The sequence below is a fragment of the Phaeobacter sp. JH20_02 genome, from assembly GCF_048056915.1.
Taxonomy (GTDB): domain Bacteria; phylum Pseudomonadota; class Alphaproteobacteria; order Rhodobacterales; family Rhodobacteraceae; genus Phaeobacter; species Phaeobacter bryozoorum.
Genome location: NZ_JAYMVP010000022.1, coordinates 1066810 through 1086357, shown reverse-complemented (window position 1 = coordinate 1086357; position 19548 = coordinate 1066810). Strand labels below are relative to the sequence as shown.

The following is a 19548-nucleotide window of genomic DNA, read 5'->3' as shown; positions in this document are numbered from 1 at the left end:
TCAGCGCGCGCCCTGCCCAATGCGCTGCCAAAGCGCGGTATGTCCGGCGCTGACCTCGGCTTCGCAGGCGGTCGCAAGGGCCTTGCGATCGGCGAAATCGGACACCCGCAGCGGAGTATGATAGTGCAGCACCACCTCTCCCTGACGCAGCGACGCCATTGTTTTCAGCAGATGTGAGCCGAAATCCATGTCTCCCCACCAACCATAAAACCGCGGATCCTCTCCATTTGGCGGGTAGAACACCACCGAAACCGGCTGGATCGAGATCATATCGCGCAGCTCGGGGTGAAAGAACGCCGCAAAAAGCGTTGTCTTGAACGGCAGCACACGCAGCCCGTCGGTCGATGTCCCTTCGGGAAAGAACAGCAGCTTGTGCCCCAGCAGCAGGCGCTGCTGGAACAATGCCGTCTGTTGGCGCGCTTCCCTTGCGTCGCGTTTGATGAACACTGTGCCCGTGGCCCGTGCCAGCCAGCCAATACCCGGCCATGAGGCAACCTCCGCCTTGGAGACGAAATAGATCCGCTTGCGGGCGTTCAGAGCAAAAATATCCAGCCATGACGTATGGTTGGCGACCACTGCGCCGCGTTGCGTCATCAATGAGCCTTCAGTGCGGAACCCGATGCCCAGAATACGAAAGGCATTGCGGCAGACACATTGCGTGATGAACGGCGTCACCGGCCGGCTGAGACCACAAAGTGGCCGTTCGATCAGGCGCACCAGCAGCAGCACCAGCAAGCCGCCAAAGACCAGCGTGCCCAGACATAGGCCGCGACCGAGGATCAACACCCATCCAATGGCGCTGATCTTGATCGGAGGCGGCGCGTCCTCTCCCTCCCAGGTGGTCATGGCTCGCTGCGCCCTGCCTCGTAGATCCGTCGCTGACGCGCGTTCATGCGTGCAGTGTCCAGCACAAGACAGATATCGGTGGTGTTGAAATCATGGTCGATATAAGCGCCATCGCCCACGCAGCCGCCAAGCCGCAGGTAGGCCTTGATCAGCGCCGGCGTGTCCAGCATGGCGCGGCGACGGTCCAGATCGCCTGCCGGGATCAGGTCCATGGATTGGTAGCTGCGTGAAACCGGCCGCAGGTCTTCCGGCGCGAGATGGTTGTGGTGCAGCGATGACAGCGCATTGGCCAGCGGCGCAACCTCCGTCCCATGAAAACTGGCAACGCCAAACAGCACCTCGATCTCATGCTCGGCCACATAGGCTGACAGCGCGGACCACAGGTGAAACATCGCGGTTCCGCCCCGATAATCCGGGTGCAGGCAGGAACGCCCCAATTCCAACAGCTTACGACCCGAAGCTGTCAGTTTAGAGAGGTCATATTCATCCTCGGAATAGAACTGCCCGGCCAAAAGCGCCTGATCGCCACGCAGCACCCGGTAGACGCCAACCACCGCATCGCGCGTCTGGTCCCAGAGCAACAGATGGTCGAAGAACGCATCGAAACGATCCTGCTCCAGCCCTGCCTCGTGATCCACCAGCGCGCCGCCCCCGCCAAGCTCACTGACAAAAACGTCGTATCTGAGCGCCTGCGCCGCGCGTAAATCCGCCGATGTCTGTGCCAGTTTGACCTGAAATGCAGGAGAACTGCCGCCCATGAGCTTGCTCATCAATGGTTTGCCTTGCGTGCAGCTAGCCTATAAGGCACGGCATGTGCAAGTTTCGTTCAAATTGGTGAACAGGCGTTAACCGTTCATCAACGCTTATGACGGATCAAAGACTGGAATAAGGGCCACCTGCGCGCTGTTGAACACCACCTTGCCCTGATCGGGAAAGTTAACGGTGATCTTGCCGGCGGCGTTGGACTGGACCTGCCCCGTCCCCCATTCCGGGTGGTTGGGGTGGGTCACGAACATGCCAGGGGCAAGTATAGCGTTGAGGTCGTTCATGCGTGATGGCCCACTTCGGAGGAAAGATATGTCAGTAGATAACGCTAATCTCGCGGCTTTGATAGGGTCGCGTATCTGTCATGACCTGATCAGCCCGATCGGCGCGATCAATAACGGGCTCGAACTGCTTGGAATGTCTGGGGATATGTCCGGCCCCGAGCTGGAGCTGATCTCCGACAGCGTGGCCAATGCCAACGCCCGTATCCGGTTCTTCCGGATTGCCTTTGGCGCAGCCAGCGAACAGCAGATCAGCCGCGCCGAAGTGGTGTCGGTCCTGGAAGACATCGGCAAGGGCGGGCGGCTGAAGTATCAATGGGCGCCGCAGGAGGCCTCGAGCAGGACCGAGGTGCGTCTCGCCTTTCTTGCGGCTTTGTGCCTCGAAACCGGCCTGCCCTATGGCGGCACGGTCAAGATCCTCTGCGCGGATGGCAAATGGACCGTCATCGGCGAAGGCAGCAAGCTGAATATCGATGATGATCTGTGGGCGCGCGTCAGCGGCGGCACCTCTTCGGCAACAGTGACCCCGGCGCTGGTCCAATTCGCCATGCTGCCCGAAGCGGCGAAGGATCTGGGGCGCACCGTGCGTGTGGAACAGACATTGGAGCGGGTGACGATCCACTTCTAACCCGCATCAGGCGACCGAAATATGAAAGCGCTGCAATCACTTGCAGCGCTTTTTTTATGTCAGATGGGTTGGATGCTGTCAGCTGCGGACCGCACCGTTCCCGCGCACCAGATATTTGAAGCTGGTCAGCTGCGCCGCGCCCACGGGGCCCCGCGCGTGCATCTTGCCGGTTGCAATACCGATCTCGGCCCCCATGCCAAATTCACCACCATCCGCAAACTGGGTTGAGGCATTGTGCATCAGGATCGCGCTGTCCAGCTCAGCAAAGAACTGCGCAACGGCGCCGTCATCCTCGGTGATGATACAATCGGTGTGCTGCGAATGATGCGCGCGGATATGGGCGATGGCCGCGTCCAGATCCTGGACCTGTCTGGCGGCAATGATCGCATCCAGATATTCGCAGCCCCAATCGGCTTCGGTTGCCTCTGTCATGCCATCCGGGCCCGGCAGACCAGCCTCGGCGCGGATTTCCACACCGGCGGCGGCCAGCGCGGTCAGCACGTCGCGCCCAATCGTATCCGCGATATCCCGGTGGATGAGCAAGCATTCCGCAGCGCCACAGATGCCAGTGCGGCGCGTCTTGGCATTCAGCACGATCTCCAGCGCCTTCTGCGGATCTGCAGCCTTGTCGAGGTAAATATGCACGATCCCCTCCAAATGCGCAAAGACCGGCACCCGGGCCTCGCGCTGGACAAGACCGACCAACCCCTTGCCACCACGCGGAACAATCACATCGACCGTATCGGTCATCGTCAGCAGCTCCTGCACCGCTGCACGGTCGCGCGTCGGGACCAGCTGGACCGCATCCTCCGGCAGATCGGCGCTGCGCAGACCCGCAACAAGGCAGGCGTGGATGGCCTGGCTCGAGTGAAAACTCTCCGAGCCACCGCGCAGGATCACCGCATTACCCGACTTCAGGCAGAGCGCGCCGGCATCGGCGGTGACATTCGGGCGGCTTTCGTAGATGACACCGATCACGCCAAGCGGTGTGCGAACACGCTGGATCTGAAGCCCAGAGGGTTGCGACCATTCCGCCAGCACTTCTCCCACCGGATCGGCCTGTGCTGCGACCGCCCGCAGACCGGAGACAATTCCGGCAATCCGGTCTTCATCCAGCGCCAGACGGTCCATCATCGCAGGCGACAGCCCCTTGGTGCGGCCGAAATCGAGATCCTTGGCATTGGCGGACAATATCTCTGCCCGCTTGTCCCAAACCGCATCAGCAGCGGCATTCAGCGCGGCGGTTTTGCATTCGGCACTGGCAACAGCCAGTTTTGCGGCGGCTTGCTTTGCACGTTTGCCGATGTCAGCCATCAGCGCAGCAATATCTTGCGTCTCATTCATCACTGGAAACCTTTTGTGGACCCACTTTGACACATCTGGTGGTCAGGCGGGGTCAGCCCTAACATAAATCACGGTTACAGCGCCATATCATCGCGGTGGATGACGGCCGCGCGCCCCGCATACCCAAGGATCGCTTCAATCTCGGCCGACTGGCGTCCCTGAATGGCGGCAGCTTCCTCAGCCGTGTACCGGCTGAGCCCCTGCCCCAGTTTTCGCCCGTCTGGGCCAAGGATGGCCAGCGGATCGCCGCGGCCGAAGTCTCCTTCGATATGTCGGATGCCCGCGGGCAGCAGGCTCTTGCCGCGACCTAGCGCCCGTGCGGCGCCTTCGTCGATGGTGATCACGCCACGGGTTTTCATCGCTGCAATCCAGCGTTTACGCGCCACCTGCGGATCACCCTGTGCCGAGAACCACGTGGACGGTGCACCGTCTTCCAGAAATTTCAGAGGGTTGTGTCGCGACCCTTCAGTGATTGCCATGGCGCAGCCAGCCGCTGTCGCCATCTTGGCGGCCAGCAATTTGGTGATCATCCCGCCCTTGGAGAGGCCAGAGACGCCATCCCCGGCCATCGCCTCGATCTCGGCTGTGATGTGATCAATCCGGTCATAACGCTGCGCAGTCGGGTCCAGCACCGGATTGGCGCTGTAAAAACCGTCAACGTCCGACAGCAGGATCAGCGCATCAGCTCCGACGGTCACCGCAACCTGCGCCGCCAGTCGGTCGTTGTCGCCATAGCGGATCTCATCGGTGGCAATGGTGTCGTTTTCATTGACGATGGGCACCACGCCAAGGCCGATCAACGTCTCCAGCGTCGCACGAGAATTCAGGTAGCGACGGCGATCGGTGCTGTCTTCGAGTGTCACCAACACCTGCCCGGTGGTGATCTCATGCGGCGCAAGCGCCTCCTCATAGGCGCGCGCGAGACGGATCTGGCCGACCGCCGCTGCCGCCTGCGATTGCTCCAGCGGCAGCTCCCGCGCGGCAAGATCGAGCACGCGACGCCCCAGTGCGATGGATCCCGAGGATACAAGGATCACGTCCTTGCCCATGGATTTCAGCCAGGCAACATCCTCTGCCAAGGCCCGCAACCAATCCGCCCGCAATGCGCCGCTGTTCCGGTCCACCAGCAGGGCGGACCCGATCTTGACGACAATACGCCGGGCGTCGGTCAGGGTTGCCACGTGCCCTGCTCCCCCTGAGGTTTCTGGCGCAGACGATCTTCGTCGATCTGCGTACGCATGGCACGCAGCACCTCGTTCAGACCCTCCCGGCTGACGCCGGACATCATGAAGACGGGACCGCCGACGGCGGCTTCCAGCTCGGCTTTGGCCTCCGCGCGTTCCTCATCATCAAGGGAGTCGACCTTGTTCAGCGCAGTGATGCGCGGCTTGTCCGCCAGCTCGCCGCCATAGGCCTCCAGCTCATTGATGATGGTCTGGTAGTCCTCCGCCACGGTTTCCGATGTCCCATCCACCAAATGCAGCAGAACGGCACAGCGCTCAACATGGCCAAGGAAGCGGTCACCGATCCCGCGCCCCTCATGGGCGCCTGCGATCAGACCGGGGATATCGGCCACAACGAACTCAACCCCGTCGATGCCAACAACGCCGAGATTCGGATGCAGCGTGGTAAACGGGTAGTCCGCGATTTTTGGCCGGGCGTTGGATGTCGCCGAGAGAAAGGTTGATTTGCCGGCGTTGGGCAGGCCCAACAGGCCGACGTCCGCGATCAGTTTCAGCCTCAGCCAGATGGTCCGCTCAATCCCGTCCTGACCGGAGTTGGCCCGGCGCGGCGCCTGATTTGTCGCGCTTTTGAAATGCAGGTTGCCAAAGCCGCCATTGCCGCCCTTGGCCAGGAGAAAACGCTCACCGACCTCCGTCAGATCCGCAAGAACGGTTTCCTGATCCTCATCCATGATCTCCGTGCCAACCGGCACGCGCAGCACGATATCATCGCCATCCTTGCCGGTGCGCTGGCGCCCCATGCCGGATTGGCCGTTCTTGGCAAAAAAGTGCTGCTGATAGCGGAAATCAATCAGCGTATTCAGCCCCTCGGTCACCTCGACCCAGACTGACCCGCCACGGCCGCCGTCGCCGCCGTCGGGGCCGCCATATTCCATAAATTTTTCACGGCGAAAGCTGACGCAGCCGTTCCCGCCCGCGCCGGAGCGAATGTAGACTTTGGCCAGATCGAGGAATTTCATGTCAGCTCCTTGCTGATGACCTGCCGCCACAGGCGGAGGGAAGATGGGTCGTGCCGCCGCTGTCGGGGGCTGTTGCCCCGACTTAACGCAAAGCGCGCGGCGCGCCAATCACAGTTTTCTGCTGTAGGTCCAGGTTGGCACCGTCGCATCGCGAGCGACCGAGAATGTTTCGGCGTCACCGAGATATTCAAAGCCACAATGGGTCAGGACACGCGCCGAGGCGGGGTTGTCCTGAAAAGCGCTGGCAAACATCGCGCTGCACCCTTGCGGATTGGTCTCGACCAGAGCCCGCAGCGCCTCGGAGGCCAGACCATTGTTCCAGAACACCGGCGCAATCCAATAGCCGACCTCGCTCTGGTCACGGTCAAGCCGCTTGAGGCTGATGATACCTTTCAGCTCTTCGCCACCATCTGCGGTGCCGTCGATGGCCCAGACATCTTCTTCGCGCTCTTCGTCGGTGGCGCGGGCAACAAATGCCTCGATCGCGCCGGGCGGCAGCGGGTGCGGAATGGCGGTGGTCATGCGGGCGACACGTTCGTCGCTCACGTAATGGGCAATCAGCCCCTCGTCGGATTTACGCAGCGGGCGCAGGACAAAACGTCCCGCATCGATCACAGGCTGTTCTGCTCTTTTATGATCCAAACTCATGCCCTCGCTCCTCTCGAAGAATACAAAACCGACCATCTGGCCGGGTAAACCTAGTGGGCCTTAACAAACTGACGCGCTCTGCCATACAGCAAAGCCGTTTAGAACTGGTTAGGGTTTGCGCCCCCGGGAAAATAAAAAGGGACCGGCGGTGTCGCCGATCCCCTGATTGTGTCTCACCTTTCAGGTTCGGCTTATTCAGCGGCCTCAGCCACTGGCAGAACCGAAATAAAGGTGCGGCCCTTGAGGCCCTTGTGGAAGGTCACAGCACCGTCGGTGGTCGCAAAGATTGTGTGATCTTTGCCCAGACCTACGCCTTCACCCGGCCAGAACTTGGTGCCGCGCTGACGAACGATGATGTTGCCAGAGATGGCCGACTGACCACCGTAGAGTTTCACGCCAAGGCGGCGACCGGCTGAGTCGCGGCCGTTACGTGAGGAACCACCAGCTTTCTTATGTGCCATTGTCTATCTCCTTAGCCTTTAGCCAATTCTTTGGCCTGCTCAACCCATTCGGGTTTCACTTTGACCGCGTCGATAGCAGCAATGTCAGCATCCGACAAGGCCGCGATCTGGGCAAAGCTGGTCAGACCGGCTTCTTCCAGTTTCTTGGCAGCAGCCGGACCAACACCGGTCAGCGCAGTCAGGTCGTCGCCCGATGCAGCCGGAGCGGCTTTCTTGGCAGCAGGCGCAGCTTTGGCAGCAGGAGCAGAGCCCTGGCCGCTGGCAGCTTTCACGCCGGACTTGTCAGCGCCGGAGGCCAGGATCTCAGTGATCTTGACCAGGGTCAGCTTCTGACGGTGCCCCTTGGTGCGCTTGGAGGAGTGCTTACGACGGCGCTTCACAAAGTGAATGACCTTCTCGCCTTTGATCTGGTCGATGACTTCGGCCTGAACCGCAGCACCATCCACAAAGGGCGCACCCACAACCGGTGCATCACCACCGAGCATCAGAATGTCGTTGAACTGGATTGTTTCGCCAGCATCAGCAGCCAATTTTTCCACGCGCAGCATATCGCCGGCCTGAACTTTGTACTGCTTGCCGCCGGTTTTGAGGACCGCAAACATATGCGTCTTTCCTTTTCTACCCGCGTCCTACGGTCCCGGATGTATCCTGCGATACGGTCGGTGTTTCGGCCCGTGGGCCACCTCGAACAGCGCGCCCCCTGGGGGCGTATGACAAATAAACCCCGGCACAGGGAATCCGGGCCGGGATGCGGGCTTATGCGGCGAATTGAGCAGCGTGTCAACCCTGCGCTGCCCCTACGCCAGTGGCCAGTGTCGCGCCGTGTTTTGCAGGGATGTTTCACACTTCGGGCGCGGATTGCCCCTTACAGATCCTGCGCCGGTTCAAGCCCCTTCAGACGATAGGCCAGAAGTTCAAAGCGGTTGGCGGTGATCTCGAAGGTAACCGCATTCAGCAGCTCATAGACCCGCTGCATCAACGGATGCTCCAGCGCGGCGATATATTGCTCCAGTTCTGCGTCGCTGAACCCCTGATAGGTATAGGCATTGGCTGCCAGATTGGCCGCCTGCATCGCCATCCGCGTCGACGCCTGCTGCTCCTTCATCAATGCACGCAGCCCATCTGCATCGAGCTGCAGGTCAATCACCCCAGCCGCGCTGGCAGCCATCAGGAAGCGGAACTGGATCTCCTGCACCGCCTTCACCCCGGTGCCATCGGAATCCAGCGCCAGCCCCATGCGTTGAAACAGATGCGGGCGATCACTGCCGTCCGCCACCAGATCGGAGATAATGCGCATGCCCGCCTGCTGCTTGGTTTCGTCATCCTCCACCATGTGAGAGGCGTTCTCCGCTTTCACCAGACGTGCGCCCAACGGGCTGGCGTAGAACTCCGCCGCATGGGACAGCGCGTCCTCCTCAAGCGTTTCCTCCAGAATGCCAAGGGCGATCTCGCGCATTTCCCTGCGGTCAAAGACATCCTGCGACAGCTCTACCCAGGCTGCGCCAAAATCACCGGCATCAACACCCAGCATACCCGGTGCCATCTCAGCCGAGAGTGCAATACTGTCCAGCGCCACGTCAAAACCAGTTGTTTCAAGGAACGCGACAACCCGGTCACGATCCGCTGCCTGCGCGCCGGAGAATGCAAATAACGATGCAAGAACAAGGCCCAAGAGCGGTTGCATCAGAAGTTTTCGGAGGGGTGAAAGCTGTTTCATACCACGAAATCTAAGGGTTTTATCGCGCGAGACAATGAAAATTCCGATTTCCTGCAGAAAGCGCAAAATCCCCCCTTGCGCGCCCAAGCTTTCCACTTTAAACGGCCCTCACCCCCCGCGGAGAGGTGCCGGAGTGGTCGAACGGGGCGGTCTCGAAAACCGTTGTTCCTTCACGGGAACCCAGGGTTCGAATCCCTGTCTCTCCGCCATTATTCCAGACCACATCCACAGACCACGCCTATGGTATAGGCTGACAGATCACCTAATGATCCTGCTGCATCGGGCGCTTCACAGCCTGATGTTGAGGCAACCGGGGCTGTCCGCAACACGGGCGATCGTTTCGGGCACTTTTCCAGCAGCCTTCACATCTTGCATCTGCATAAGCAGTAAAAAAACGTCACCCGACCGGGGGACGTTTCAGAAGCTGGGCAACATGTTGCGACGGATGCTAGCCAAATAGATCGTGGGCCAGTTCCAGGGCGTCGATCAGCACGTCGACCTCGTCCTTGGTGTTATACATGGCAAAGGACGCACGACAGGTCGCCGCAACGCCAAGGTGATCCATCAGCGGTCCGGCGCAATGTTGTCCTGCGCGTACCGCGACACCCTTCTTGTCGAGAATGGTCGAGATGTCATGTGCATGTGCCGCGCCTTCCAGTGTGAAGCTGAAAATAGCAGCCTTGTCAGCGGCTTGACCTTGGATATTGACCCAGTTCAGACCGTTCAGCCGTTCGCTGGCATAGGTGGTGATCGCCGCCTCATGGGCTGCGATATTCTCCATGCCGATAGCCATCATGTAATCCAGCGCAACACCCAGTCCGATCATCTGTACGATGCCGGGCGTGCCGGCCTCGAATTTCATCGGAGCGTCATTGTAGATCACCTGATCGCGGGCAACCTCCTTGATCATGTCGCCGCCACCCATGAAGGGGCGCATTTCAGCCATGCGCTCCGGGCGAATGTAGATGGCACCGGAGGAGGACGGCCCGTAGAGCTTATGACCGGTAATCGCATAGAAATCACAGCCCATATCCTGCACATCCACGGGCAGATGAACCGCCCCCTGCGAGCCATCAACCAGAACCGCAACGCCGCGCTGGCGGGCCTCATGGCAGATGGTTTTCACATCAACGATGGTGCCCAACACATTGGAACATTGGGTAACAGCAATAAGCTTTGTCTTTGGACCGATGGCGTCCAGCACGGCCTGCGGATCAAGGCTTCCGTCGGCTGCTGTCTCCACCCATTTCAGAACCACGCCCTGACGTTCACGCAGGAAATGCCATGGAACGATATTTGCGTGATGCTCCATCACGCTGAGAATGATCTCATCCCCGGCCTGAAGCTGCGGCATGGCCCAGCCGTAGGCGATCGTGTTGATCCCCTCCGTGGTCCCTGAGTTCATGACGATGGTATTTTCGTCGCCCGCATTCAGGAACCTTGCAATGGTGCCCCGAACGCTTTCGTATTTCTCGGTCGCGAGATTAGAGAGATAGTGCAACCCTCTGTGAACGTTTGAGTATTCCTCAGAATAGGCGCGCGTAATTGCGTCAATTACAACCTGGGGCTTCTGTGCAGATGCGCCATTGTCCAGATAGGTCAGCGGTTTGCCATTCACCTGACGAGACAGGATCGGAAAATCGGCGCGGATTTTTTGGACGTCATACATGGTCGGGAAGCCCCAGTAGTGCCGGGGCCTGCGCCCCCAAAAGCAGAGAGAGAAGAATGACGATCAAAACCGCCGACATCAGAACCGAGCCGATGGCCCGCCAGATGGATGTAAACTGATGCGCTTCCTTGATAAACAGCAGAAAGATTGCCAGCATCATGAAATTCGCGAGCAAGGCGATCAAGGATGCCGCCAGCGGCAGCACCAGATGCAGCAGCATCACCGCCACCAAAAGCGCGATCTGCACGGCATTCAGCCAGACATTGACCGCCAGAATATCGCTGAACTCCGCCTTGCCGCCAATCCAGCGACCGGTCCAGGTCAGAAGCGCCGTCACGGCCAGATGCAGCGCAAAAACCGCACCAGCATAGTACAGGGGTTGAATGGCGGCCAGTACCGCGATGTTGCCCGGAAGGATCAGATCGGCGAGCTGAAGGATCATCGTGTTGACAACCGCCGTCAACAGCAAGGCAAGAACAAGCACCCGGCGCGGCCAGTCAACGGACAGAAGAACCCGCGCCGCCGCTGTGGGAGCGCTGAAGGTAAGGCCCGCAAGTGACTGATAAGGGATCATTCTTTGCCCCAATACGCCTGAACCATCCCGCTGCCCCAGAACCACAGGAACAGCACAAACCATAGCCCGCCAACCAGATTGAGCTCCAGCCCCGGGCCGATGAATCCCGCGACAAGCCCGTTCAACAGCATCAGCGGACCAGCCGCGAGGAACGCCCAGAACAAGGCCAGACGTGCCTGCGCGCTGTCGCCAGAGCCGCCAAAGATCCGCGCGACGCCATGCGCCAGAAAGGCCACCCCGTAGAGGAGCAGCGGCGCAATGAAGATCAGCGCCAGCAGCGAGCCGCCCAGCAGCATGTTCAGCTCCTGCCCGCTCAGATGCGCCTCACGCGCCCGAGCTGGCATCTGAGCAATGAACGCCAGAGCGCAGCCGGCCATGAGCATGGCCAGCAGCCGATCTTCACGCAACCCCATGGCCAGACGCCGCGCATAAACCCTGCGCGGCCCCCTGTAGGTGGCAACAATGTCCTGACTGACGGACATCAGCGGCGCCGGGCCAGCCAGCCTTCCAGCCGGTCCACAACGCTTGCCGCAACATCGGCGTCTTCGATCTCCTCAACTGCTTCAGCAAGGAAGGCAAGGGTCATGAGATCGGTTGCTTCAGCCTGAGGAATGCCGCGCGACCGCAGGTAGAACAGACCCTCCTCATCGATCGCACCTGAGGTGGAGCCATGCGAACAGGCCACATCATCGGCGTAGATTTCCAGCTCAGGTTTGGCCAGAAACTGGCTGTCGTCATCCAGCAGAAGAGACTGAGAAATCTGATATCCATCAGTCTTTTGCGCGCCTTCCTTGACCAGGATTTTGCCCTGGAAAACACCGGTTGCCCCGTTGCGCAGAACCTTCTTGAAAACCTGGCGGCTCTCGCAGTTCACCGCATCATGGGTGATGAAGACGGTGTCATCGTGGTGGAAATCACCATCACCGACACAGGCGCCTGCGATATGCGCGACCGCATCATCGCCGGTCAGTTCAATCACCGCCTCATTGCGCGTCAGCACGCCGTTTACAGTGAGGGTGAAGGCCTTGAACACGGATTCAGTACCGAGGCGTGCAAACAGATGCGTTGCAGCCCGGCGCTCATGATCACGCCCCTGCGCCCGCACCAGATGCAGAGACCCGCCGTCGGCAACGTCGATTTCCATACATTTGTTGAACCGCGATGCAGCCGGGCCGTTTTCCAGAATGGTCGCTGATGCCCCGCTTTCAACACGGATCACGTGATGCAGGATGGCGTCTGACTCTTCTGCCGCGTGACGGTAGATCAGATTGACCGGTTTGGACGGGCTGCCGGTCACACGGATGGCGACACCATCGCTGGCAAATGCGGTGTTCAGCGCCGCCAGAGGGCGGGCAACAGGCGTCTGTCCGCGCGCTTCAAGAACGCCGTACAAATCCTTGGCCCAATGGATATCTTTGTCACAGATATCGGCGATGCGATCAATGCTGATGCCCTCCAGCGACAGATCGTCAGAGGCATCGGCATCAAAGACACCGTCAACGAACACGATCTTGATGCGATCAAATTCGTTGAACATCGGTGCTTCGCCAGCATCAAAAACTGCGGCCTTTGGTGCCACGGCGGCGGTCAGCGTGTCCGGGTGGGTGTATTTCCAGTATTCATCGCGGCGGTTCGGCAGGCCCAGTGTCTGAACCCGCGACAACGCCGCATGGCGCGCCTCGGCCAGACAGCCACCCTCCGGCATGGTCAGCGCCGCCAACCGTGCCTCGGTTTCGCTTTGTTTTCTTTCAGGAGCGGCCATTTACACACCCTCTGCCAGAATATCGGCATACCCGTTGTTTTCGACTTCCAGCGCCAGCTCGGGACCGCCGGTTTTGACGATGCGGCCGTCTGCCATGATGTGAACGACGTCGGGTTTGATGTGGTCCAGCAGGCGCTGGTAATGGGTGATCACCAAGAAGCCGCGGCCTTCGTCGCGCAGGGCGTTCACACCTTCGGCAACCAGTTTCATCGCATCGACATCCAGACCGGAATCGGTCTCATCGAGGATGCACATCTTTGGCTCAAGCATCGCCATCTGTAGGATTTCGTTACGCTTTTTCTCGCCGCCGGAGAAGCCGACGTTGACCGGGCGCTTCAGCATATCGGCGTCGATTTTCAGGGTCTTTGCCTTGGCCCGCACTTCCTTCAGAAAGTCGGAGGCGCTCAGCTCGTCTTCGCCACGCGCCTTGCGCTGCGCGTTTACGGCAGTGCGCAGGAAGGTCATATTGCCGACACCTGGGATCTCGACCGGGTATTGGAACGCCAGGAACACACCTGCGGCGGCGCGCTCTTCCGGCTCCATGTCCAGCAGATCTTCGCCAGCCAGCGTCGCCGCGCCGTCGGTGACCTCATAGCCATCGCGACCGGATAGCACATAAGAGAGGGTCGATTTGCCAGAGCCGTTCGGCCCCATGATGGCATGTACCTTGCCAGCCTCAACGGTCAGGTTGACACCTTTGAGGATCTGTTTGTCCTCTTCTTCAAGTTTGACGTGCAGGTTTTTGATTTCGAGCATTTTTTCCTCGTTTATATCTCTTCGGAGCAGCGCCCCGGTTGTTTCTGTGCCCCGAAGGGCGAATTCCTTAGCCGATCACTACGGCTGTTCCACTGGCAGAGACCATCAGCATGGACTGGCCTACCACCTCGTAATCGAGGTCGACGCCGACAACCGCATTTGCGCCCTTGGCCCGCGCACGGTCTTCCAGCTCTGCCAGCGCGGTTTCGCGCGCGTCCTGCAGCTTGCTTTCATAGGCACCGGAGCGGCCGCCGACGATGTCTGTGATCGAGGCAAAGACATCGCGCACCACATTGGCGCCCATGATCGCCTCGCCCACCACGATGCCCTTGTATTCGGCGATCTGGTAGCCTTCGACGGAGTTGGTGGTTGTGATGATCATTTTATTGTTTCCTCGCGATGATGCCCAAGGGCCTGCCATTACCCGACAGACCCTTCCAGCGAGATCGCAACCAGTTGCTGCGCTTCCATGGCGAACTCCATCGGCAGCGCTTGCAGCACGTCCTTGCAGAAGCCGTTCACCACCAGGGCCACGGCCTCTTCCTCGTCCATGCCGCGCTGACGGCAGTAGAACAGCTGGTCGTCGTCCACCTTCGAGGTGGTCGCCTCATGCTCCACGCGCGACGAGTTGTTCTTGACCTCGATATAGGGAACCGTGTGCGCCCCGCATTTGTCGCCGATCAGCAAGCTGTCGCACTGGGTGTAGTTGCGCGAATTCTTCGCCTTCGGGTGCATCGACACCAGCCCGCGATAGGTGTTCTGCGCCTTGCCGGCGGAGATCCCCTTGGACACGATGCGGGATTTCGTGTTTTTGCCCAGATGGATCATCTTGGTGCCGGTATCGGCCTGCTGCATGTTGTTGGCGATGGCGATCGAGTAAAATTCGCCCTGGCTTTCCTCGCCGCGCAGAATGCAGGAGGGGTATTTCCAGGTCACGGCAGAACCGGTTTCCACCTGGGTCCACATCACCTTGGCACGGTCGCCGCGGCAGTCGGCGCGTTTGGTCACGAAGTTGTAGATGCCACCCTTGCCGTTCTCATCACCGGGATACCAGTTCTGGACGGTGGAATATTTCACCTCGGCGTCTTCTTCGATGATGATCTCCACGACGGCTGCGTGCAGCTGCGCGATATCGCGGGCCGGTGCAGTACAGCCTTCCAAGTAGCTGACATAGCTGCCTTTATCGGCAATGATCAGGGTGCGCTCGAACTGACCGGTGTTTTCCGCGTTGATGCGGAAATAGGTCGACAGTTCCATCGGGCAGCGCACACCCGGCGGCACGTAGACAAAGGAGCCGTCCGAGAACACGGCTGAGTTCAGCGTGGCATAGAAGTTATCGGAGACCGGAACCACGGTGCCGAGGTATTTCTTTACCAGCTCGGGGTGTTCGCGGATCGCTTCGGAGATCGAGCAGAAGATGACGCCTGCCTTTTTCAGCTCGGCCTGGAAGGTGGTGCCGACCGAAACGGAGTCGAACACCGCGTCAACTGCGACCTTGCGACCTTCGGCGGGCATGTTTTCAGCCCCCTCGACGCCCGCAAGGATCATCTGTTCTTTCAAAGGGATACCGAGCTTTTCGTAGGTAGCGAGCAGTTTTGGGTCGACCTCATCCAGCGACTTTGGCTTCACCTCCATCGATTTCGGACGGGCATAGTAATACTGGTCCTGAAAATCGATTTCAGGATAGTCGACCATCGCCCAGGTCGGTTCTTCCTTCTGAAGCCAGCGATCATAGGCCTCAAGCCGCCAGTTCAGCATCCATTCCGGCTCCTCGTTCTTTTCCGAGATCAGCCGCACGATATCGGTGGTCAGCCCCTTGGGCGCGTATTCCATCTCGATATCGGTTTCCCAACCGTATTTATAGGCGCCGCCCACCTCGCGGACCGCATCGACCGTTTCCTGGTCAACGCCTTCTTTTACCTGAACATCATCCAATGCTGTCATGGTCATCTCCTGCACTCACGCCACCCGGGCGCGATGTTTCTTTTGTTTGGCGCACCAGCTTTCGGCAAAGCGCAGCACATCCGTTTCTGTTGTGTTCTGCCCAAGCGAGACGCGCACGGCGCTCTGGGCGGTTAACTCGTCATATCCCATGGCGGTGAGCACCGCGCTGGCGCGGACCTTGCCGCTGGAACAGGCGCTGCCGGCGCTAATGGCAAATCCGGCCAGATCCATCTGCATGACCTGGGTTTCGCCTTTCCAGCCCGGCGTGGCAAAACAACTGGTATTGGGCAGGCGCGCCGCTGATGTCCCAACAAAAATAGTGTCAGGGCTGCCCGCTGCAAGGGCGGCCTCCATTGTGTCGCGCAGCTCTGCCACACGTTCCCAGACACCATCCGCCAGCGCCCTTGCCGCAGCTTCCGCGGCCGCTCCGAACCCCGCGATCCCTACGACATTTTCCGTGCCGGAGCGACGCCCCATCTCCTGACCGCCGCCGGTGATCTGCGCCGCCAGATCGGTTCCCCGTTTCAGGACCACCGCGCCCACGCCCTTTGGCCCGCCCAGTTTGTGCGCCGAGATCAGCGCCATCGTGGCCCCCATCCAATTGAAGGCGACAGGCAGCTTGCCGAAGGCCTGCGTCGCATCGGTCACCGCCAGCCCTTCGGGCAGCTTCTGGATAACGCCGGTTTCAGAATTGGCCAATTGAACGGAGGAGCGCTGCGGATCAATCACCGCAACAGCGCCATCAGGTGAAACCTGCAAATCTTCGACGGACCAGGACCTTACGGCGTCATGCTCAACTGCTGCACCATGCAGATCGCGGCCGCTCATTGCCAGCGCGGCCCCTTCTGTCGACCCGGAGGTGAACACGATATCAGCACCATCCGCCCCAAAAGCCGAGGCGATCTGCGCCCGCGCGCGTTCAACCAGCGCCTTGGCGGCACGGCCTTCGGCGTGAACGGAAGAAGGATTTCCGCAAACCTCCATCGCGGCAACCATCGCGGCCTTTGCAGCATCGCAAAGCGGCGTGGTGGCGTTATGGTCAAGATAGACACGCGACATCGGCGGTGCGGATCCTTCTGTCTTGTCCCTCGCACCCATCAGGATGCTGTAACGAGGGCGTTCTTAAATCTACGAAACAGCGCAGGCCGCGCCGGGGTTAGAGGGGCGGATATCTCGGGCCGTCAGTCGTCGACCACCGCAAACAGGCTGGGCACCGCCGGACATGGCGCCAGATCGTTCTTGATCACGTCAGACAGGCGGGTCTGATGCAGGAACACATAGACATGGGCGCTCAGCCCTTCCCAGAGGCGGTTGGTCAGCGATTGCGCGCGACTCCCGGACAAGGCACCGGATGCGCCTGCGCCCTTGTGCATCGCATCAACCGTTTCATCAACTGCGCTCAGCACATCGACGATGCGAATGTCAGAGGGCGGATGCGCAAGACGGTAGCCCCCACCCGGACCGCGCACAGAGACCACAAGCCCGCTCCGACGCAGCTTCACAAACAGCTGCTCCAGATAGGGCAGCGAAATATCCTGACGTTTGGAGATATCGCCCAACACCACCAGACTGCCCTCCGGCTGCAAGGCGATATCTGCCAGCGCCACCATTGCATAGCGTCCCTTGGTCGAAAGTTTCATATTTTCAAATCCTCCGACCCTGGCGGCACAGCGAAAAGATTGACCTTGAACGCTGCAATGCGTATCTCAGCGAGACGGCAGCGAAACTTGACCTCTGCCATCAATTAGAACCGTTCTAAGGTGCCTTACGGAATTCGTCAAGTATTCCAGTCGGCATCCCCGAAAATAAGAGTAGGATCCACCCACCCATGCCTGAGGTCATTTTTCCCGGACCCGAAGGCCGCCTGGAAGGCCGCTATCACCCGCAAAAAGAAAAAGACGCCCCGATTGCCATCGTTCTGCATCCGCATCCGCAGTTCGGCGGCACGATGAACAACAAGGTCGTCTACAATCTGCATTATGCGTTCTACAACATGGGCTTTACGGTTCTGCGGTTCAATTTCCGCGGCGTTGGCCGGTCGCAGGGCGAATATGATCAGGGTGTTGGCGAATTGTCCGACGCGGCATCGGCGCTGGATTACCTCCAGTCGATGAACAACAACTCCAAACATTGCTGGGTCGCCGGTTTTTCCTTTGGGGCCTGGATCGGTATGCAGCTGTTGATGCGCCGCCCGGAAATCACCGGCTTCATCTCGGTGGCACCGCCAGCCAATATGTATGACTTCTCGTTTCTGGCGCCCTGCCCCTCCTCGGGTCTGATCATCAATGGCACCGCAGACCGCGTGGCGCCGCCCGCCGATACGGTAAACCTGGTGAACAAGCTGCACGAGCAGAAGGGGATCACCATAACCCATACCGAAGTTGAAGGCGCCGATCACTTCTTCCAGGACCCTTATATGGATCCGATGATCAGCAATGTCTCCGACTATGTGAAACGGCGGCTGACAGAAAGCTCCCGCTGATGAGCACGATCGAGACGCTGGCCCAGAAACTGGCCGCCGACACGCTGAAGGTTCAGGACGCCACTGGCGAAGAGCGCCTTTACATGGAGGTGAGCGAGGTTCTGGGGGCAGCGTCTCAGTCGCTTGAGGAAGCCTTCCTCACTGAAATGCGGGTCCGCCTTGCCGAGCGCAAAGCGCGTGCCTTTCTCAACAGCAAGATCAGCGCCGCCAAGGCCAAGATCGCATCCAGGGCCCCAGAGAATGACTGACCAATCGACGCGGCTTGCCAGCCAGTTCCGTTTCTTGCTGGAGGCGGACAAGCTGCGCCGCGTGGAGCGTCAGAACCTGATCCTGGATGGCTCACGCTGCGAAAACTCCGCCGAACACAGCTGGCACCTGGCGGTTTATGCGCTGGTGCTGGCCCCCTTTGCGCCTGCTGATGTCTCGGTTGAACGGGTCGTACAGATGCTTTTGCTGCATGATCTCGTCGAGATCGACGCAGGCGATCACCCGATTGATGGGGATGTTGACTGGGAGGCGGTTGCCAGCGCTGAAGCGGTGGCCGCAACCCGGCTGTTCTCGCTCCTGCCAGCCGATCAATCAGCTTTTCTGCATGGGCTCTGGCGCGAGTTCGAGGCCAGCCAGACACCTGACGCCCAATGGGCAAAGCGGATTGACCACTGCCAGCCGATTTTCCAGACGCTCTACAACGAAGACGTGCCTGCGGCACATATCGAGGTGGTGCGCGGCAATCTCTTTGGCGGACGCGCTGCGGCACTGCAGGACGCCTTTCCCGAGGTATTTCACCACGCCGTCGCCTGCCTGGAAGGCTTGCAGCCACAGGATCCGCTCACCGCACCTCTCAGCTTCCTAAATGAGGTCGACGGGCTGAAGACGGTCCTGCGCGCAACGACGCTTGCCGATGGCAGCCGCCGCGAAAACTCGGCCGAGCACAGCTGGCATATCATGCTCTATGCCTGGGTGCTGGCCCAGCACAGCCACGCGCCCGTCGACATGGCCAGGGTGCTGCAGATGCTGATGCTGCATGACATCGTGGAGATCGACGCGGGCGATGTGCCGATCCACGCAACCCTGTCGGAGGCTGATCAGGCCGTGATCGCCGCCAATGAACAAGCCGCCGCAGAACGGATTTTCGGCCTGCTGCCCGCCGCGCAGGGCGAGGTCTTTCACCGTATCTGGACGGAATTCGAAGCCGCCGAAAGCCCCGAAGCGATCTATGCCAAGGCGATTGACCGGGTACAGCCTGTGCTGCTGAACCTGATGTCAGGCGGCGGCAGCTGGCGCGCGTATAATGTCACGCTGGAGCAGCTGGAGGCCCGTGTCGGCCACAAGGTCGCCCGTGGGGCACCGGCGGTCTGGGACCATGTGCGCGCCGCTGTCGCTCCCTGGTTTGCCGAAAATACCAGCGCCTGACCCCGGCGCTGCGCGGGCTGGTTCCGCGCGCAGCCCATCCTCAGCGGAGGCCTGA

Annotated in this window: 23 protein-coding genes and 1 tRNA gene; 5 read left to right on the top strand and 19 right to left on the bottom strand. The window is 60.1% G+C overall.

Annotated elements, in window-relative coordinates:
* From VWY34_RS11960 to VWY34_RS11950, 3 genes are all read right to left on the bottom strand, one after another.
* The gene (locus VWY34_RS11960; RefSeq protein WP_416544364.1) at positions 1 to 846 is read right to left on the bottom strand and encodes a lysophospholipid acyltransferase family protein; all 846 of its coding nucleotides are present in this window, start codon (positions 844 to 846) and stop codon (positions 1 to 3) included.
* The gene (locus tag VWY34_RS11955) at positions 843 to 1604 is read right to left on the bottom strand and encodes a GNAT family N-acetyltransferase (protein ID WP_416544388.1); all 762 of its coding nucleotides are present in this window, start codon (positions 1602 to 1604) and stop codon (positions 843 to 845) included. The genes VWY34_RS11960 and VWY34_RS11955 overlap by 4 nt, the downstream gene beginning before the upstream one ends.
* Positions 1605 to 1709: 105 nt before the next feature.
* Positions 1710 to 1895 carry a DUF3553 domain-containing protein gene (locus VWY34_RS11950; RefSeq protein WP_061049281.1) on the bottom strand — a complete coding sequence of 62 codons (186 nt, stop codon included), beginning with the start codon at positions 1893 to 1895 and terminating at the stop codon, positions 1710 to 1712.
* A 28-nt stretch (positions 1896 to 1923) separates the two neighbouring features.
* Here VWY34_RS11950 and VWY34_RS11945 point away from each other — a divergent pair, with 28 nt between their 5' ends.
* Complete coding sequence (locus tag VWY34_RS11945; RefSeq protein WP_340545560.1) at positions 1924 to 2520, top strand: histidine phosphotransferase family protein; 597 nt, start codon at positions 1924 to 1926, stop codon at positions 2518 to 2520.
* Between the two features lie 78 nt (positions 2521 to 2598).
* Here the strand turns inward: VWY34_RS11945 and VWY34_RS11940 are convergent, their stop codons facing one another.
* The 7 genes from VWY34_RS11940 to VWY34_RS11910 all read right to left on the bottom strand — a co-directional run bounded on the left by VWY34_RS11940 (position 2599) and on the right by VWY34_RS11910 (position 8860).
* On the bottom strand, positions 2599 to 3864 hold the full coding sequence (locus tag VWY34_RS11940) for a glutamate-5-semialdehyde dehydrogenase (protein ID WP_340545559.1): 1266 nt from the start codon (positions 3862 to 3864) through the stop codon (positions 2599 to 2601).
* 74 nt (positions 3865 to 3938) lie between these two features.
* Positions 3939 to 5045 carry a glutamate 5-kinase gene (proB, locus tag VWY34_RS11935; protein WP_416544363.1) on the bottom strand — a complete coding sequence of 369 codons (1107 nt, stop codon included), beginning with the start codon at positions 5043 to 5045 and terminating at the stop codon, positions 3939 to 3941.
* Positions 5033 to 6067 (bottom strand): GTPase ObgE, encoded by a 1035-nt coding sequence (gene obgE, locus VWY34_RS11930; RefSeq protein ID WP_340545557.1) that lies wholly within the window; start codon positions 6065 to 6067, stop codon positions 5033 to 5035. Before obgE ends, proB begins: the two co-directional genes overlap by 13 nt.
* A gap of 108 nt (positions 6068 to 6175) precedes the next feature.
* Complete coding sequence (locus VWY34_RS11925) at positions 6176 to 6715, bottom strand: GNAT family N-acetyltransferase (RefSeq protein WP_340545556.1); 540 nt, start codon at positions 6713 to 6715, stop codon at positions 6176 to 6178.
* A gap of 191 nt (positions 6716 to 6906) precedes the next feature.
* Positions 6907 to 7176, bottom strand: coding sequence for a 50S ribosomal protein L27 (gene rpmA, locus VWY34_RS11920; protein ID WP_340545555.1), 270 nt, complete (start codon positions 7174 to 7176; stop codon positions 6907 to 6909).
* A gap of 11 nt (positions 7177 to 7187) precedes the next feature.
* On the bottom strand, positions 7188 to 7778 hold the full coding sequence (locus VWY34_RS11915; protein ID WP_340545554.1) for a 50S ribosomal protein L21: 591 nt from the start codon (positions 7776 to 7778) through the stop codon (positions 7188 to 7190).
* 263 nt (positions 7779 to 8041) lie between these two features.
* The gene (locus VWY34_RS11910) at positions 8042 to 8860 is read right to left on the bottom strand and encodes a DUF2059 domain-containing protein (protein ID WP_416534945.1); all 819 of its coding nucleotides are present in this window, start codon (positions 8858 to 8860) and stop codon (positions 8042 to 8044) included.
* Between the two features lie 152 nt (positions 8861 to 9012).
* On the opposite strand from VWY34_RS11910, the gene VWY34_RS11905 reads away from it, so the two are divergent.
* Positions 9013 to 9102, top strand: a tRNA-Ser gene (locus VWY34_RS11905).
* 239 nt (positions 9103 to 9341) lie between these two features.
* Here the strand turns inward: VWY34_RS11905 and VWY34_RS11900 are convergent.
* From VWY34_RS11900 to VWY34_RS11860, 9 genes are all read right to left on the bottom strand, one after another.
* A complete protein-coding gene (locus VWY34_RS11900) occupies positions 9342 to 10562 on the bottom strand; it encodes a cysteine desulfurase (protein WP_416544362.1) in 1221 nt (406 codons plus the stop codon).
* Positions 10555 to 11136 carry a YIP1 family protein gene (locus tag VWY34_RS11895; protein WP_340545551.1) on the bottom strand — a complete coding sequence of 194 codons (582 nt, stop codon included), beginning with the start codon at positions 11134 to 11136 and terminating at the stop codon, positions 10555 to 10557. Before VWY34_RS11895 ends, VWY34_RS11900 begins: the two co-directional genes overlap by 8 nt.
* The gene (locus VWY34_RS11890; protein WP_340545550.1) at positions 11133 to 11618 is read right to left on the bottom strand and encodes a YIP1 family protein; all 486 of its coding nucleotides are present in this window, start codon (positions 11616 to 11618) and stop codon (positions 11133 to 11135) included. Before VWY34_RS11890 ends, VWY34_RS11895 begins: the two co-directional genes overlap by 4 nt.
* A complete protein-coding gene (sufD, locus tag VWY34_RS11885; protein WP_416544361.1) occupies positions 11618 to 12898 on the bottom strand; it encodes a Fe-S cluster assembly protein SufD in 1281 nt (426 codons plus the stop codon). Before sufD ends, VWY34_RS11890 begins: the two co-directional genes overlap by 1 nt.
* Positions 12899 to 13654: a Fe-S cluster assembly ATPase SufC gene (gene sufC, locus VWY34_RS11880; protein ID WP_340545548.1), complete on the bottom strand. Its 756-nt coding sequence runs from the start codon at positions 13652 to 13654 to the stop codon at positions 12899 to 12901. It lies immediately after the preceding gene.
* Between the two features lie 67 nt (positions 13655 to 13721).
* Positions 13722 to 14036, bottom strand: coding sequence for a YbjQ family protein (locus tag VWY34_RS11875; protein WP_340545547.1), 315 nt, complete (start codon positions 14034 to 14036; stop codon positions 13722 to 13724).
* Positions 14037 to 14074: 38 nt separating this feature from the next.
* Positions 14075 to 15598 carry a Fe-S cluster assembly protein SufB gene (gene sufB, locus VWY34_RS11870; RefSeq protein WP_340545546.1) on the bottom strand — a complete coding sequence of 508 codons (1524 nt, stop codon included), beginning with the start codon at positions 15596 to 15598 and terminating at the stop codon, positions 14075 to 14077.
* Between the two features lie 15 nt (positions 15599 to 15613).
* Entirely contained in the window at positions 15614 to 16657 is a 1044-nt protein-coding gene (locus VWY34_RS11865) for a cysteine desulfurase family protein (RefSeq protein WP_416544360.1), read from the bottom strand.
* A gap of 122 nt (positions 16658 to 16779) precedes the next feature.
* On the bottom strand, positions 16780 to 17238 hold the full coding sequence (locus VWY34_RS11860; RefSeq protein ID WP_340545544.1) for an Rrf2 family transcriptional regulator: 459 nt from the start codon (positions 17236 to 17238) through the stop codon (positions 16780 to 16782).
* Between the two features lie 188 nt (positions 17239 to 17426).
* On the opposite strand from VWY34_RS11860, the gene VWY34_RS11855 reads away from it, so the two are divergent.
* From VWY34_RS11855 to VWY34_RS11845, 3 genes are read left to right on the top strand one after another with little or no spacing between them, the layout of a single operon-like run.
* The gene (locus tag VWY34_RS11855) at positions 17427 to 18080 is read left to right on the top strand and encodes an alpha/beta hydrolase (RefSeq protein WP_340545543.1); all 654 of its coding nucleotides are present in this window, start codon (positions 17427 to 17429) and stop codon (positions 18078 to 18080) included.
* Complete coding sequence (locus tag VWY34_RS11850; protein ID WP_416535948.1) at positions 18080 to 18328, top strand: hypothetical protein; 249 nt, start codon at positions 18080 to 18082, stop codon at positions 18326 to 18328. Before VWY34_RS11855 ends, VWY34_RS11850 begins: the two co-directional genes overlap by 1 nt.
* Positions 18321 to 19493: an HD domain-containing protein gene (locus VWY34_RS11845; protein ID WP_416544359.1), complete on the top strand. Its 1173-nt coding sequence runs from the start codon at positions 18321 to 18323 to the stop codon at positions 19491 to 19493. The genes VWY34_RS11850 and VWY34_RS11845 overlap by 8 nt, the downstream gene beginning before the upstream one ends.
* The last annotated feature ends 55 nt before the right edge of the window (positions 19494 to 19548 follow it).